Origin of the sequence: Vibrio salinus, from assembly GCF_021272385.1 — a bacterium.
Taxonomy (GTDB): Bacteria; Pseudomonadota; Gammaproteobacteria; order Enterobacterales; family Vibrionaceae; genus Vibrio; species Vibrio salinus.
Genome location: NZ_JAJSDZ010000005.1, coordinates 146581 through 162937 on the forward strand (window position 1 = coordinate 146581; position 16357 = coordinate 162937).

The 16357-nt window shown below is 36.8% G+C and carries 16 protein-coding genes; 9 read left to right on the forward strand and 7 right to left on the reverse strand.

All coding sequences use genetic code 11. The features are described 5' to 3' along the window. Positions 1-17 precede the first annotated feature (17 nt). A complete protein-coding gene (locus LRQ06_RS00830; RefSeq protein WP_232764547.1) occupies positions 18-275 on the reverse strand; it encodes a DUF2960 family protein in 258 nt (85 codons plus the stop codon). Between the two features lie 225 nt (positions 276-500). On the opposite strand from LRQ06_RS00830, the gene LRQ06_RS00835 reads away from it, so the two are divergent. The 5 genes from LRQ06_RS00835 (at position 501) to cobB (ending at position 6855) form a co-directional block, all read left to right on the forward strand. Beyond that, positions 501-1925, forward strand: coding sequence for a sigma-54-dependent transcriptional regulator (locus tag LRQ06_RS00835; RefSeq protein ID WP_232764548.1), 1425 nt, complete (start codon positions 501-503; stop codon positions 1923-1925). After that, a complete protein-coding gene (locus LRQ06_RS00840) occupies positions 1828-3924 on the forward strand; it encodes a sensor histidine kinase (protein ID WP_232764549.1) in 2097 nt (698 codons plus the stop codon). Before LRQ06_RS00835 ends, LRQ06_RS00840 begins: the two co-directional genes overlap by 98 nt. Before the next feature lie 141 nt (positions 3925-4065). Further along, complete coding sequence (locus LRQ06_RS00845; protein WP_232764550.1) at positions 4066-4461, forward strand: DUF3305 domain-containing protein; 396 nt, start codon at positions 4066-4068, stop codon at positions 4459-4461. A 331-nt stretch (positions 4462-4792) separates the two neighbouring features. Next, a complete protein-coding gene (locus LRQ06_RS00850; protein ID WP_232764551.1) occupies positions 4793-6016 on the forward strand; it encodes an ammonium transporter in 1224 nt (407 codons plus the stop codon). 119 nt (positions 6017-6135) lie between these two features. Beyond that, positions 6136-6855: a Sir2 family NAD+-dependent deacetylase gene (gene cobB / locus LRQ06_RS00855; RefSeq protein ID WP_232764552.1), complete on the forward strand. Its 720-nt coding sequence runs from the start codon at positions 6136-6138 to the stop codon at positions 6853-6855. Between the two features lie 47 nt (positions 6856-6902). Here cobB and LRQ06_RS00860 read toward each other — a convergent pair whose 3' ends face one another. From LRQ06_RS00860 to potA, 4 genes are all read right to left on the reverse strand, one after another. Continuing rightward, positions 6903-7943, reverse strand: a complete 1041-nt coding sequence (locus LRQ06_RS00860) for an extracellular solute-binding protein (RefSeq protein ID WP_232764553.1) — start codon at positions 7941-7943, stop codon at positions 6903-6905. Positions 7944-8184: 241 nt separating this feature from the next. After that, entirely contained in the window at positions 8185-8955 is a 771-nt protein-coding gene (potC, locus tag LRQ06_RS00865) for a spermidine/putrescine ABC transporter permease PotC (protein ID WP_232764554.1), read from the reverse strand. Then, positions 8955-9821: a spermidine/putrescine ABC transporter permease PotB gene (gene potB / locus LRQ06_RS00870; protein ID WP_232764555.1), complete on the reverse strand. Its 867-nt coding sequence runs from the start codon at positions 9819-9821 to the stop codon at positions 8955-8957. The genes potC and potB overlap by 1 nt, the downstream gene beginning before the upstream one ends. Then, positions 9808-10890, reverse strand: a complete 1083-nt coding sequence (gene potA / locus LRQ06_RS00875) for a spermidine/putrescine ABC transporter ATP-binding protein PotA (RefSeq protein ID WP_232764556.1) — start codon at positions 10888-10890, stop codon at positions 9808-9810. The genes potB and potA overlap by 14 nt, the downstream gene beginning before the upstream one ends. A gap of 310 nt (positions 10891-11200) precedes the next feature. On the opposite strand from potA, the gene LRQ06_RS00880 reads away from it, so the two are divergent. The 3 genes from LRQ06_RS00880 (at position 11201) to ttcA (ending at position 13760) form a co-directional block, all read left to right on the forward strand. Then, positions 11201-11986, forward strand: coding sequence for a hypothetical protein (locus tag LRQ06_RS00880; protein WP_232764557.1), 786 nt, complete (start codon positions 11201-11203; stop codon positions 11984-11986). After that, a complete protein-coding gene (locus LRQ06_RS00885) occupies positions 11979-12791 on the forward strand; it encodes a glucosaminidase domain-containing protein (RefSeq protein WP_232764558.1) in 813 nt (270 codons plus the stop codon). Before LRQ06_RS00880 ends, LRQ06_RS00885 begins: the two co-directional genes overlap by 8 nt. 72 nt (positions 12792-12863) lie before the next feature. Beyond that, positions 12864-13760 (forward strand): tRNA 2-thiocytidine(32) synthetase TtcA, encoded by an 897-nt coding sequence (gene ttcA / locus LRQ06_RS00890; protein ID WP_232764559.1) that lies wholly within the window; start codon positions 12864-12866, stop codon positions 13758-13760. A gap of 70 nt (positions 13761-13830) precedes the next feature. Here ttcA and uspE read toward each other — a convergent pair whose 3' ends face one another. Together uspE and fnr are read right to left on the reverse strand one after the other, a co-directional pair. Further along, positions 13831-14778, reverse strand: coding sequence for a universal stress protein UspE (uspE, locus tag LRQ06_RS00895; RefSeq protein WP_232764560.1), 948 nt, complete (start codon positions 14776-14778; stop codon positions 13831-13833). 137 nt (positions 14779-14915) lie between these two features. Then, complete coding sequence (fnr, locus tag LRQ06_RS00900; RefSeq protein ID WP_232764561.1) at positions 14916-15659, reverse strand: fumarate/nitrate reduction transcriptional regulator Fnr; 744 nt, start codon at positions 15657-15659, stop codon at positions 14916-14918. A 251-nt stretch (positions 15660-15910) separates the two neighbouring features. Here fnr and LRQ06_RS00905 point away from each other — a divergent pair, with 251 nt between their 5' ends. After that, positions 15911-16285: a hypothetical protein gene (locus tag LRQ06_RS00905; RefSeq protein ID WP_232764562.1), complete on the forward strand. Its 375-nt coding sequence runs from the start codon at positions 15911-15913 to the stop codon at positions 16283-16285. The last annotated feature ends 72 nt before the right edge of the window (positions 16286-16357 follow it).

Sequence of the window (16357 nt, forward strand, 5' to 3'; positions counted from 1 at the left end):
TAATTTGAATTCTTCAATTATTTACCAATACCCTTATTTTCTTTTGCTTTCAATGTAATACGGGAAAATCCGAGTTTTTTAAAATGATTATCACAATAATTTTTCACCGCTTTAGCGTCCGCAATTGCCTCTAACTGAGCTTCCATTTTCAAATATCCCGATATGTCAATTTTTTCTGCATCAGCAACCGCTTCATGGATATTTCTGTACCGCTCATAACTGAAAAGAAGCGTTTTATCTTCGTTTTTAAATGTGTATAAAATTGTTCTGGTCACTTACATCTACCAAATAAAAATATTTCGCGAATTCTACCTTTTATACCTAAGCAACTTCAAGATGCTTAGATATATTACCGTAGTAAACTAAATTTTGATTACTTTTTAAGCTTTAAGATGAAGCCTGAAATGTTCTGTATCAAATAGTTTGCGTATTAAAGATGACATAAGAGCTTTGGTAAGAGAGAATATTAGCATTGTCCAAATAATGAGGGTGACTGACTCATGACTCAATTTTCTGAACCCCCTGTACAAGAAAAAAATTATTCCATTTTTTCTATTCTGATTGTTGACGACGAAGAAGGAATGCAAGTGTTCCTAAAAAAAGCAATGACTGATTATTTTCACCGCGTCGATAGTGTCGGTTCAATTGAAGAAGCAGAAGAACTCAGAAAACAAAATCATTACGATGTGTTTTTATTGGATATCAATCTGCCAGGGCGTTCTGGTCTGGAATGGAAGGAACTGTTCGGTACGCCATCAGAGTCCGATATTATTTTCATGACAGGCTATGCCACTATAGATATGACAATCGAAGCATTAAAGCTTGGTGCTTCAGACTTTGTTCTCAAACCGTTTAGCTTTGACCACTTACTCTCTTCGGTAACCCGTTGTCTTGATAAGCGAATTTTGATCCGACATGAACAAGCATTATCGAGAGATTTATCTCAGCTCATCGACACAAACATCGTTGGTACTTCTGAAAAAACAAAACAGCTCAAACAAGTGATCCAACAATTTGCGCCATCAAGAGCAAACATTATTATTCATGGAGAAGCCGGGGCAGGGAAAGAACGGGCAGCACGAAGAATACATAAATTAAGTGGACGCTCCGGGCCATTTGTCTCGGTCAACTGTTCAACATTATCATTCGTTGACATAGACAGGGAATTATTCGGTTCTAATGCAAAAGATAAAGAAGGGCTGTTTACTATCGCAAATGGCGGCACTCTATATTTTGATGAAATTACTGACCTTAACTATGAACAACAGGGGCTCCTTCTTAGTGTTATTCAAAAAAGATCTATAAAACCATTGGGTTCATCCAAAGAAATTCCCATTGATGTCAGAATCATCACCTCAACAGTTAAAGATATTCTGGAATATATAGATAACGGCCTGTTTAGAGGAGAATTATATTATAAATTAGCAGTTCTGAAAATTGAGATGCCAACGCTAAGAGAGCGAAGAAGCGATATTAAAGAGATCATTATTTATTTTACTAAGTGTATTTGTAAAGATCTCGCATTACCTCTTCCACAATGGCTGGGAGAAATTCATACGGATATGTATGATTATGAGTGGCCGGGAAATACAAGAGAACTACGAAACCTTGTCGAAAGATGTTTATTATTAAATATATCACCGTTACAGTACTGGAATCGCAGACTTGATAGTGCTCTGGGAAATACAACAAAAGTAACCATTTCTGTCTCTAATAGTGGTTATATTCCATCAATGAATGAGACCAGTACGGTAGCTGGCTATCCCAGTGACTGGTCATTAAAAGACATCGAAAAGAGTCATATACTAAAAGTGGTTGAGCACTTTGATGGCAATAAATCTGCCGCAGCAAAAGTGTTGGGTGTATCCAGAAAAACCATTGAAAGAAAATATAAGGAATGGGAAGAAGAGAGTAATTATGTGTAGGAAATTCACTAATACGCATTCTCTGAGTAAAATAAAAAATTTATCGAATTCTTCCAGATACCGGATTCTGTTATTAACTTCAGCACCAATATTAGCGACATTGGTAATACTAATTGCTATTACACTGTACTGGTCATTCACTTACACCTGGAAAAACACACTTCATGATGTATCAACAAGACTAAAAATCGCGCAGAAAAGTTTACAGTTAATAGAAAAAACTCAAGTGTCGAGCCTATCTGCTATTACTCAGTCTTACAATTTTCAAGAACTGTTAAACCATTCAACAGATGAAACGAAAGTTAACAAGACTCTAATAAAATTACAGTCTACTTATAATTTTGATTATATTAAATTCAGTTATTCTTCTAATAGTAATGATTCAATAAGCTTAGGGTCGCATTTTGATATATTCACATTACAGCAGCTTAAAGAAATCGATCCAAAACTGGTATCTAAAGCTAAGATAGATATATATAATTCAGATCAGGTGGAAACCAAAGCACTGATTCTCAGAACAATTGCAAAAGTTAACAGTAATGACGGTGACTTTATTGGTTATATTGAAGCTGGACTGGTAATCAACAATTCCATTAATTTGGTTGATAAACTAAGAGATCTAATTTATCCACCGACTTCTATTGGTAACAGCTCAGTTGGAACAGTAACCATCTTTTTAGGGGACCTGAGAATTTCAACAAATGTCCCCACACCTAATTCCCCAAATATGGACAACACGTCAAGAGCCATTGGAACCAAAGCTTCTGAACAAGTCACTAAAGAAGTTCTTTTACTGGGAAAAGAATGGATTGGAATAGCCAAAGTAGTGGGCGACAGATACATCACTGCCTATCAACCCATAAGAGGAGCCGATAACACTGTTATAGGGATGTTATACACCGGATACTCAGTTTGGTCATTTTTACGGGATTATATTATTAGTATCAGTATCATCCTGATAACCGCAGTACTTTTATTGTTTATATCAACCTATTTTGTCATAAGAGAGTCATTTGCTATATTTTCTCCACTGGAAAAAATCAGGGATGTTGTTCTGAAAATCCGCAACGGGGAACATGCCAGAATTGGAGAGCTAGGTCTTAATAATAACCACGAGCTATCTTTATTATCAAACCAGTTTAACCAAATGCTTGATGAACTGGAAGAAAGAAACGCTCAGATTTCTTCTTTAGTTTCGGATTTAGAAATAAAAGTTGAAGAAAGAACCGCAAGATTAAAAGTAAAAGCGAAGTTGCTTGAACAGCATATAGATTTATTAAATCAAACAAAAAACAAACTGGTTTCTCAGGAAAAATTTGCAGCACTAGGAATTTTAACTGCAGGAATAGCTCATGAAATAAACAATCCTATTGCTGTTATTTTAGGTAATGTAGAATTAATTAAACGATCTGTATCAAAAAAAGATGTTGATATTGAAAGCGAAATTCAGATTATATTCTCTCAAATAGACAGAATAAAAAGTATTATATATAGTTTACTTCAGTATAGTAAATCCTCTTCAAACTCCAACTACAGCTCCGTAATTCAAGATATTAACCCAATTGTATTTGAAAGTATAACGTTAACCAATACAGGTTCAAACAAGAAAAATATTCAATTTAAGGTCCATTGTTGGGCAACAAAAAAAGTATTAATAGATAAAAACCAACTATTACAAATCCTAATCAATTTAGAATTAAATGCTATTGATGCAATGAATCATCATGGTGATATATTAGTATCTACTCATGATGTATTCGACGATAATGGTGAGCCAACTGGCGTCGTTGTCAAAGTGACTGATAAAGGTTGCGGAATTGATAGAAGAAATATAAATAAAATATTTGATCCTTTTTTTACCACAAAAAAGGAGGGAACAGGTTTAGGATTGGCTATCTGTAAAGATTTAGTTAACCAAATGGATGGAAAAATAAATGTATCAATAAATGAACAAAATGAAACAATATTTACTGTTTTTTTACCGTTACCTTTAATTTAGATTTCAATCATATGCTTTATTTATAATATTATAAAAATATGGTTATCTAAGTTATGAGACAAGTTTATTTCATAGAATAATGTATTATTGATTTAAGGTTTTAATACACGAATGTAAATAAACAGAATCACTAGGTATGTTATGTCACAAACTATATATGAAATCAGTGATAAGCTCAGAACAAGAGAAGCTTGGTCAATAGCCTGTGAATTCGTCGATCACAGCATTATTACTGGCGCTTGGGTTACTAGGCAAAAACAGTTGGTTGGCTTTAACTTATATCCTGAAAAACTTTCTAATAAAAGTGTCATTCTAAATTTGTATTCAAATGAAAAAAAAGAATATCTGGCAAATTTAAAGACTGGTCATCCGAAGCTATTTGTCGTTATAGACAATTCAACCAGTGTTCAGGACCGACTTCTAACTATTACAGCCTCTCGAAAGGTAGCCGATCACTATACAGAAAGGGGAGAGTTAGTTTTATCGAGCGATATGCCCGACGAAGTTGCCAACTGGGTTAAAGGATATATTCACTAGATGTATAACAATGAAAGGTAGTATCAGCTACCTTTCATGCACAATAATAACCCACACCTAATTTCCTTAAAGCACCAATTTTAAGCATTTTAAACTATTTTGGTGCAACGAATGATAACCAACATAATGTCCGTGCTTATATTTCTCATTATGATATTAACTAACCCATTGTTATATAAGTAATTATTTTATAAAGTTGCCCCTAAATTCACAATTTCACCAAATTGGATCACTTCTTGCTTTAGCGAATTAAAGATAAAAATTAGCCCCAAAATGGGGATTTAGATTTAATTAGCACAAATATTGTGCAACTCTATGGAGAGAACCGAGAATGATCCAATCTGTAAACCAGGTACAGAGTGCTGTTGAGGCATTAGCTCAAAGCTCTGATACTTTATTTTTGTTGCTAGGCGCAATTATGGTCTTTTTCATGCATGCAGGATTCGCTTTTCTGGAAGTCGGCACAGTCAGACAAAAAAATCAGGTTAATGCTTTAGTCAAGATCATTGCCGATTTTGGTATATCAACCATAGCGTATTTGCTGATTGGCTATTGGGTTGCATACGGAGCCAATTTTTTTGCCAGCGCTCAAACATTAGCACAGCACAATGGTTATGAATTAGTTAAGTTTTTCTTCTTGCTAACCTTTGCCGCTGCTATTCCCGCAATTGTCTCCGGAGGTATAGCCGAACGGGCCCGGTTCTATCCCATATTAATTGCAACATTTTTTACTGTTGGCCTTATATATCCCTTCTTTGAAGGAATAATCTGGAATGGAAATTTTGGCCTCCAAAGCTGGTTCGAACATACTTTCGGGGCAACATTCCATGATTTTGCCGGCTCCGTAGTCGTACACAGTGTAGGGGGATGGATAGCGTTTGTCGCAGTGTCTTTTCTGGGCATACGTAAGGGCAGAATACGAGCGGGTAAACACACTAACTTCGCACCTTCAAATATTCCATTCCTTGCTTTAGGGGCATGGGTCCTGTGCGTAGGCTGGTTTGGTTTTAATGTAATGTCAGCTCAAACAATTAATGGCATCAGCGGGCTTGTGGCAATGAACTCACTGTTGGCTATGGTTGGAGGAATTATTGCTACATTGGTCGCGGGGAAAAATGACCCGGGATTCATCCATAACGGACCTCTGGCAGGTTTAGTTGCTGTTTGCGCTGGATCAGATCTCATGCACCCATTTGGTGCTTTCGTTACAGGAATTATTGCTGGTGTGCTGTTTGTTTGGGTATTCACATTCTTACAAAATAAAACAAAACTTGATGATGTATTAGGTGTATGGCCTTTACATGGACTATGTGGAGCCTGGGGGGGTATTGCCTGCGGTATTTTTGGCCAGTCATCTTTAGGAGGTATCGGAGGTGTCAGTTTTACTGTTCAGTTGATTGGTACCGTAGCCGGAATTGCTGTGGCCGTCATTGGTTCATTTGTTGTGTATGGCTCATTGCATAAATTAACCGGTTTAAGGTTATCTGAAGAAGATGAATATAAAGGCGCGGATCTGGCTATTCATAAAATTTCAGCAACAAACGACGAAAATTAATTCAATATCTTTATTAAATAAAAAGGGGTGGTTTTCCACCCCTTTTTATTTTTATTAGTATGACTGTATTCATGTTTTTATTGGTGCTAACCTAAATAAATGCAACTGAAGGAATATTTATGAAGTTTCCATATAATAATATCGTCGTACTAACAGGGGCAGGCATTTCAGCGGAATCAGGTATTCAAACATTTCGTTCTAACGATGGACTTTGGGAAAATCATCGAATTGAAGATGTTGCAACGCCTGAAGGATATGAACGCAACCCGGATCTGGTACAAAATTTCTATAACGAGCGTCGAAAACAATTACTGTCACCATCGATAAAACCAAATAAAGCTCACATAGCTCTTGGTCAGCTTGAAAGTAAATCAAAAGCTAATGTCATTATCATCACTCAAAATATTGACGACCTTCATGAAAGAGGAGGTAGCCGTAATATTATTCACATGCATGGTGAACTTTTAAAAGCAAGATGCTGCTCTAGTGGTAAAGTATTCGAACAATTGGGTGAATTACACCAGGGCGATTTATGCCAATGCTGCAAGACTCCCTCTCAACTTAGACCGGATATTGTCTGGTTTGGAGAGATGCCAATCGGTATGGACAGCATATATCAGGTATTAGAATCCGCAGACCTATTTGTCTCTGTAGGCACATCCGGAATAGTGTATCCGGCGGCCGGACTTGTTCATGATGCAAAATTACATGGTGCACATACCATTGAAATAAATTTAGAACCCAGCGCCGTGGAAAGTGAATTTGCGGAGAAAAGGTATGGTAAAGCCAGTATCGAAGTTCCTAAACTTGTTGAAGAACTCATTAACTTAGAAAATTAAATACAACAACGCAGCCTGATAAAGGCCGCGTTTTATAATGTTGTAAATTAATTTTCTACACGAAGCTTTTGGAAATATTCTTCGTAAAGAGCACTGGCTTTTCCTACTTCATCCTGCCAAACCCCGTTATCAAGAACTGATTGGGGAGGGAAAATATTAGGATCATTCATAAATGCTTTTGGCAATAATGGATAAGCCGCCTTAACGGGAGTTGGATATCCAATTTCTAAAGCAATTTTCGCTGCATTATCAGGCCTTAATAAGAAATTGATCATTTTATGTGCCGCTTCAATATTCTTAGCGCCGGAAGGGATTGCCAAACTATCCATCCAGAAAATTGCACCTTTCTCCGGCCACACGATGTCAATTGGAGCACCTTCCTGGCGAGCCATATAAGCTGAACCATTCCAAAGCATACCTAATGAAACTTCACCAGCTATATAAGGGTTAGCAGGAAAATCAGAATTAAAAACCAAAACATTTGGCATGAGTTTTTTCAACTCTTCATAAGCGGCTTTTATTTCAGCCGGATTTGTTGTATTTGGTGAATATCCCAATTTAGAAAGTGCAATATGAAAGAATTCACGCGCATCATCCATCATAAGCAACTGACCTTTCCATTTTGGATCCCATAAATCGGCCCAACTGTGCAGCTTGCTTTTGTCAATCACATCGGTGTTAACACCAATCCCAGTCGCACCCCAAATATAAGGAATCGAATAATTATTGTTCGGATCAAAAGGTTTATTTAAATAATTTGGATCAAGGCCATCAAAATTAGATAGTTTAGATTTATCAATTTTCTGCAACATACCTTCTTTACGCATTTTAGAGACAAAATAAGTGGAAGGTACAACTAAATCATAACCAGAACCCTGAGTTTTTAACTTGGCATACATTGTTTCATTCGACTCGTAAGTTGAATAAATAACTTTTATGCCTGTTTCCTTAGTAAACTCCTGCAAAACCTCATCTGGAATGTATTCTGACCAGTTATAAAAATAAAGTTCCTGATCTGCAGCCATTGAATTGTTAGCAAAAAGTGATGCCGCTGCACACAAAGCACCAGCAAAGAGTGTTTTTTTCATATTCGTTCCGTTCTTGTTCACTTAAAACTTTGATGATAAAGCAATAAATAAGAGAGTAGAGTATATCAACTTTAAATACACACTCCGCCAAATAAGTACAATTTATTAATTTTGATACAGACAGTTGACTAAATTACCGGGATTAGTTCCAATTACGCCTTAAATCATCAATTATCACGTAAATATATTATAAGCATATCCCAACAACTTATGTTTTCTGAACAAAAAATATTCATAATATTTATTTTGTTTTATCCCGACCAAGTAACTGACTTATTACGACTAATATAAGAGAAAGAATAAGCATAATCGTAGCCAGAGCATTTACTTCCGGTGAGATTCCAACCTTTACCATAGAATAAATTTTCAACGGTAAAATTTCATAAGTGGGGCCGGTAACGAAAGAACTGATAATTACATCGTCTAAAGACAAGGTAAAACTCAATAACCAACCGGAGGCAATCGCAGGCTTGGCAAGAGGGAAAATAATCTGTTTTAAAATAACCCATTCTTTCGCGCCAAGATCTTTGGCTGCTTCCAGCATTTTTACATCAAAACCATTGAGGCGGCTATATACAGTTATGACAACAAATGGCAGACAAAAAGTAATATGAGCAACAAATAATGTCAAAAACCCCAGATGGAGTCCGATAAACAAAAATAAAGCCAGTAAAGAAATACCCATCACAATATCAGGAGACATCATGACAATAAACAACATACTGTTAATTAATTTTTTTCCTTTAAACGAATACCGGAACAACGCGACAGCAGTAAGACTACCAATCAAAGCGGCGGCAGAAGCCGAGAAAAAAGCAATAGTCATTGAATGCCATGCCGCCTGCATCAAGCCTGCGTTATGCCATAGCGAGTCATACCATTTAGTACTAAAGCCTCCCCATTTCATACCGAACTTATTTTCATTGAACGAGTTTACAATTAACACAATAATAGGAAGATACAAGAAGGCATATATAACACCAATAAAACTGATTCGGGCACTTTTCCCCATTATTCTAACTCCACGTTTTTATTAAGCAGCTTTCCTGTCCGGTAATAAACATAAAGCATCAAAGCCATTGCAATAGTAAGAGCAATACTGGTAGCAGAACCAAAAGGCCAGTCACGGGCATTCAGAACCTGACTTTTTATAATATTTCCAATAAGTAAATTTCTGGCTCCCCCTAATAAATCAGAAATATAAAACATCCCCAAAGCTGGTAACAAAACCAGTAAGCATCCACCAATAATACCTGGCATCGTCAGAGGTAAAATAACATGACAAATCGTTTGCCATTTATTGGCACCTAAATCTCTGGCGGCTTCAATATATACGTTATCCAACTTTTCAATTGATGAATAAAGGGGAAGAATCATAAACGGCAATAATATGTATACCAGTCCAATCATTACCGCAGTTTCGCTATACATAATTCGTATTGGCGTTTCCATTATTCCAATACTGATAAGGATTTTATTTAATACACCTTGCGTTCCCAGAACAATCTTTAAGCCATACGTTCTAATTAAAGAGTTCGTCCAGAAAGGGACGATAACCAAAAAAAGCATGAGCGGCCGCCATCTAACCGGAATTTTGGCAACAAAATAAGCAAAAGGATAGCCAAGAAATAAGCATATTATTGTTGAAACTAATGCCATATAAAAAGAATGCATGACCACTTTTGCATATAAAGGATCAATTAGCCGACTGTAATTATTAAGTGTAAATACCGGACTGATTAAGTTAGATTCATCTCTGGTCAAAAAGCTTGTGACGACTATCATCAAGTTAGGAACCAGAACAAAAAGAACCATCCAGCTAACAATGACGGTAATGATAAGATTTTTTAAATTAAGCTTATCTTTAAAGCTGTTCATCAAGGATGACCTCCCAGCTTTCAACCCAGGAGACTGATACTTTCTGCCCGATAGAATGGTCAACATCCGGGTCATCTTCATTAAAGAATTCACTAACCATAACCCGTAGGCCTGACTCAAGTTCGACAACTGAATCCAACGTCATCCCTTTATAAGTTCGGTCCTTTACTGAACCTAGTATGTGTTTTTTTCCATCATCAGCTACATCTGAGTTGATTTCTTTTAACCTCAGATCCTCTGGTCTGAGTAATACTTTTAGTTTATGACCATCTTTCACCGACTCTTTGTAATGAAGTACAGAATGACAACCTTCAATCGAAGCGCAAATAGTATCCTGATCAATTCTCTTAATGACTGTGGCATCAAAAACATTGATTTCACCGATAAAGCTTGCAACAAATAAATTTTTAGGATCTTCGTAGATTTCTTTTGGTGTCCCGTCTTGCTCAATTTTTCCATCTTTCATAACGATAATACGATCAGACATGGACAGTGCTTCTTCCTGATCGTGAGTCACAAAAATAAAAGTAATACCCAGTTTTCTCTGGATAGCTTTTAGCTCAATCTGCATTTCCTTACGTAATTTATAATCAAGAGCAGAAAGAGACTCGTCCAGCAATAAAACTTTAGGATTATTAACCACAGCCCGGGCAATAGCTATCCGCTGTTGTTGCCCACCAGAAAGTTGATGTGGCTTCCTTGAAGCTAATGGTTCCAGACGAACCATCTTTAATACATCATATACACGCTCATCAATTTCATTCTCCGGTAATTTTTGCATTCTCAGACCAAATGCGACATTGTCATATACCGTCATATGAGGAAAAAGAGCATAACTTTGAAACACAGTATTAACATGGCGCAATTCAGCCGGAATATGAGTTACAGGACTACCATCTAATCGAATACAACCTTTATCAGCATCTTCAAAACCTGCAATAATCCTTAAAACCGTTGTTTTTCCACAACCTGACGGCCCAAGAATGGTCAAAAATTCACCATTTATAACATCAAGGCTAAAATCATCGATAATAATTTTACCGTCAAATTGTTTCGAGATATTACTCATGCTCACAACTGGCTGAGATTGTTGTTCAGGTGCGTACAATGTCTGTTTTTCTCCACATAATAAGTTGCCTGTATTGATATCTGATATAAGACAACTAAGAAAAAATCCATATTGGAAGATATTTTCGAATCATAATGATCTTTAAAAGAAATTTGTACCGATTTATACCAAATTCTTGCGTTTTAGAAATAAAGAAAGCTCATGGCGGATAGCAGTAAGATCGTCTAGTTTTAGAGTTAAGTAAAAATCAGTTATAATGCGGATTTGTGTCAAGAAAACACATCTATTTTGCTCAACGCATAAGGTAGTTATGAGTAGTAATAACTTAGAAAAAGACTTTAATTTAGGTGGCTCAGTTGAAAGGGCACTAAAAGGTGATTACAAATTAAACATTGTAGAAATCTTTAATGAAGCATTCAAAATCACAGTTAAGCATTTCTTTTCATTCACTCCTGCGATAGTCATCATGGTTTTTGTTCAGGCTATCATTTTTTACATTGCGCTCAAATTACAGGTACCTGATCTAACGGTTTATCTTGATGCGTTTAAAGATCCGAATTTGCTCACCCCGAATCTTGTCTGGTCTTTTTTCATTGCTAATTTCACCTATGAAGTTATCAGCGTTCCCATTTATGCAGGCGTCAGTCTGATGGCAATGAGTCATGCAGCAGGTTTAGCAACCGGAACAGGATTCATCACTAAAGGATTACAATTCACCACTAGCCTGATTTTGGTAACTATTGCTAATTTATTAATTCAGGCCATATCCAGCCATCTTATTTCCTTACTCTCAATCTATTTCTCGATTGCATTTAGCCATTCTATTCTTCTTATTTGCGAAAAAAGAATGTCAATTCTGCAGTCACTTATGGTGTCACTAAAAGCAACCAACAGAAAACTACTGCCTCTATTTGGCATTTACATTATCTGCTCAGCATTATTCATCCTTGGCTTTGTGTTCTACGGAATTGGCCTTATTTTTGTCTTGCCTTTTTTCCTGCACGTAAAAGGTATCCTGTATCGAAATATGTTTGGAATTAAACTGACAATCGTTACCACATCAAAAGATAATGAAACAAAGGTTTTTAATGCGTAAGTACTGGATTATATATACAATTTTTTCTGCAACACTTATTGGTTGTACCTTTACACAATATCAGCTAAGTCTGAACAATAAGAATCAACCTAAACAGGATGTTGCCAGCGGTCATGAAATAGGTGAAGCACCGAAATTCAAAGAAATAAAAAAAATCAGTGAACGAAAAAAAGCGTTTTTTCGCTATCTGATTCCCGGTGTTGAATTCGAAAACAGTGAAATAAAACAAGAACGCAACAAAATACTGGCCCTTCAAAAGAAGGTGGCTCATAACAAGTTAAACACCAAAGAATTAACATTCTTAAAGAAGCTTGCGAAGAAATACCGGGTCAAATCGCCTGATTCAGATGAGCTGACCAAACAATGGCTAGAACAGCTTTTGGTTAAAGTGGATGTCCTGCCTGTACCACTGGTGCTAATTCAGGCAGCGAATGAATCTGCCTGGGGAACTTCCCGTTTTGCCAGAGAAGGGAACAACTACTTCGGACAATGGTGTTACCGGAAAGGTTGTGGTTTAGTACCATTAGCCAGAAATGAAGGAATGATACATGAAGTTGCGAAATTCGCTTCAGTTCAACAGTCTATTCATTACTATTTCCTCAATGTTAATCGTAATAAAGCTTATGCTGAACTCAGAAAGTTAAGAGCAAACAGGCGATCTGCGGGCTTATCGATGGTGTCAGAAGACGCGTCTTTTGACGTTACCAATGGCCTTGTTAACTATTCTGAAAAAGGGCAACTCTATGTCGATATTTTACAGTCTATGCTGAAACATAACAGTAAGTATTGGAACTTACCGAAATGACGATATAATTGCCGATTCGCAAGATCCTAATTGGATGCTGATTTTAAATAGCCAGCAGCATGAGAAGTAGTAATGAATCTAAAAGATACCCGAAAAGAAACTTTGGAATACAACAAACTGCAAAAGCGTCTCCGCCGTAATATGGGGAATGCAATTATTGATTACAACATGATTGAACAAGACGATCTTGTTATGGTCTGTATTAGTGGTGGGAAAGATTCATTTGCCATGCTTGATATTTTGCTCAATCTGCAAAAAGCCGCTCCGATTCATTTTGATCTGGTCGCCGTCAACCTGGATCAGAAACAACCGGGATTTCCTGAACACATCCTTCCAGAATACTTCGAGAGTATTGGTGTCCCTTATTACGTTGTAGATAAAGACACCTATTCTATCGTTAAGGATAAAATAGAAGAGGGAAAAACAACGTGCGGTTTATGCTCAAGACTTCGGCGGGGCACTCTTTATTCCTTCGCAGAAAAAATTGGCGCGACCAAAATAGCGCTTGGTCACCATATGGATGATATTGTCGAAACGCTGTTCCTGAATATGTTTCACGGCTCAAGAATGAAAGCCATGCCACCGAAATTGCGCTCCGATGACAAACGAAATGTCGTCATCAGACCACTGGCATACTGCCGGGAAAAAGATCTGATCCGCTATGCTGACCATAAAGAATTTCCAATTATTCCGTGTAATCTTTGTGGTTCACAGGAAAACTTACAACGTCAGGCTATTAAATCTATGCTTATCGAATGGGATAAAAAAACTCCGGGAAGAATTGAAGCTATATTTAAATCGCTACAAAATGTGAGCCCAAGCCAGTTAGCCGACAAGGAAATCTTTGATTTTATTAATCTACCTCTAGACAGAAACGGACAAAGAGAAAAGTATTCGTTCAGTGAAGCAACCGTAGCATCAACCAACATTGATGAATCCCAGTTTATCGATGTTACTAACGTAATATAGCGTCAGATAGAGTAGTGCAAAAACCTTCCGGAAAGATCGCTGAAAACACGAGTTCCGAAAGGTTTTGATTTTACTCAGGCTTATTGGGATCTAAAGGACTAACATATCCTTCCGGCTTGATAGCAAGAACATCACAAGTAAGTTTATCCAACACACTCTCCGCGGTATTACCAATGAACACAGCCGATAGTCCGGTTCTTCCGGTTGTTCCTAAAATCACTAATGATGCTTCCAGTTTTTCTGCTGTAGCCGGGATCACATCTTCAGGCAATCCCTCATCAACGATAGTATTTTCACTGTCAATACCATAATTCTGACGCAAAATTTTCATCTGTGACAAATAATGGCCCCGAACCGCTTCAGCATAAGAAAGCGCATCAAATTCCGGAACTTCTACAGCGATATTAGCAGGGGTATATGGCGAAGCACTAACCAGATAAGGGGTAGCATCAAACCTACGGCATAGTTCCTGTAATTGCTCAACCATTCTGTTATTTAATTGGTGATGAGAGGGTTCTTCAGAGCCGACATGAACAGATGCGATCATATTACTGCCTTCAGGCCAGGTAGCATTTTTCACCAATAAAACCGGAGACGGGCACTTACGCAGTAAATGCCAGTCTGTCGGAGTAAAGATTGCAGACTCTAAACTATCATGCTTTCTGGTCGCTTTGACCAAAATATCATAATTCCCCTTAAACACTTCAGAAATAATTGCTTCATAAGGGCGATGATGCCAAACAACTTTAATGTCGAAATCAACAGCACTAAACAGGTAAGGTTGAGAAATTTTCTCCAGCCAGAGTGTTCTCTGATAAATGACACCTTTTCTCATTGACTCGCGTTCTTCAGAAGAAAGCATAGACGTCATATCATATGAAAAATCATAGATAGACATAAACAAAGTGACATGGCTTTTACTTTTGCTTTTTGCAGCCAATTGCATGGCTCTGGCAAGAGCTGGCTGCTCATCCCGGTTAATATCTGCGACAACAAGAATACTATTGTATATGCTCATTCTGAACTCCCGTTTTTCCAGAGGGGACACCTACAACTGTAGCTTATATTGATGAAGAAAATGAGATAAGAATTAAAAATGATATGAAAATTATGAAGTAGAACATAAAAAGTCTACTTCATAAATTATTTTAGAAATTATTGAGTTACGCCAGCCAGCCCCATTAAAGCGTGATGGTCAAGAATAGTAATATACTTACCTTTAACGCTTAAAATTTCTGATTTTTGGAAGCGACCCAATAAACGGCTGATAGTTTCAACGGTTAATCCAAGATAGTTACCAATATCACCGCGAGTCATGGTTAGACGGAACTCTCTCGGACTGAAACCACGCTGTGAAAAGCGAGTAGAAAGATTATAAAGGAAGGCCGCCAGTCTTTCTTCTGCATTTTTCTTAGAAAGCAACAGTATCATTTCCTGATCGCCCTTAATTTCATTACTCATTAAGCGCATAATTTGCTGACGCAGTTTTGGCATTTTTCCGGATAAATCATCAAGAATTTCATATGGGATCTCACAAACCATAGATGTTTCGAGAGCCTGAGCAAAACTTGGGTGTAATTCACCATTTATAGCATCAAACCCAACAAGGTCTCCTGCCAAATGAAAAGCCGTAATTTGTTCATCACCTTGTTCAGTTATTGTATAACTTTTGATTGTACCAGAGCGAATCGCATACAAAGAACGAAGTTCATCGCCTGCTTTAAACAGCTCCTGACCTTTCTGTATTGGTTTCTTCCTTTCAATGATTTGGTCTAATTGATCTAATTCTGACTCATTGAGGGTAAAAGGAATACACAACTGGCTAATACTGCAATCCTGGCAATGGATTGCACATCCACCTGATTGAACACGTTTCCCGGCTGGCTTATCAGAAATCATAATAACCTTTCACTATATTGATATACATCAATATTTTACCATTCCTTAATACTTATGCATAGAGAAAAAATCAATATAAAGATCAAAGAGATAAAATACTGCTGTATCTAATTCAATCAATTAAATAGAACTACCACCTCAATTTCATTTAATTAAGGTACGGCGCGATAAAAGCGCGTAGACTATCTCAAAATAACGTTGAATGTTTCACTTTTTTTATAAAAATTTGAACTAAACAGCAAGAGAAAACTATGCCAGCTGAAAAATTAACTTTATCAAGATTTATTCACATAATCATTCTATTTATTGTCCTGATTACTGCATTTATCTGGCGGACACTAACCACTCCCGACGTTCATCATTTTAAATGTAAAAATCGTGATAATTGTGCTACCAGCTTTGAGGGAGAAAAAATTCACATCTCATCACAAAACAATACATTCACAATTTCTATTTCCAGAGAATCTCCTCAGAATAGCGTATCTTTCGTGATCGACCCCGCATTTGAAAAAATATCATCACTAAAATACGAAATGACATTTGTTAACAAAAAACCTGTAAAAAACACCATAGTTTTCAAAAGTGATAAGTCGTCTTTAATCATTCATTTGCCAAAAGATGGTTAATGGTATGCTTATGATTTACAATAAGCACCATAAATGAATCTATACTGTACAAATCAAATTAACTATTTGATT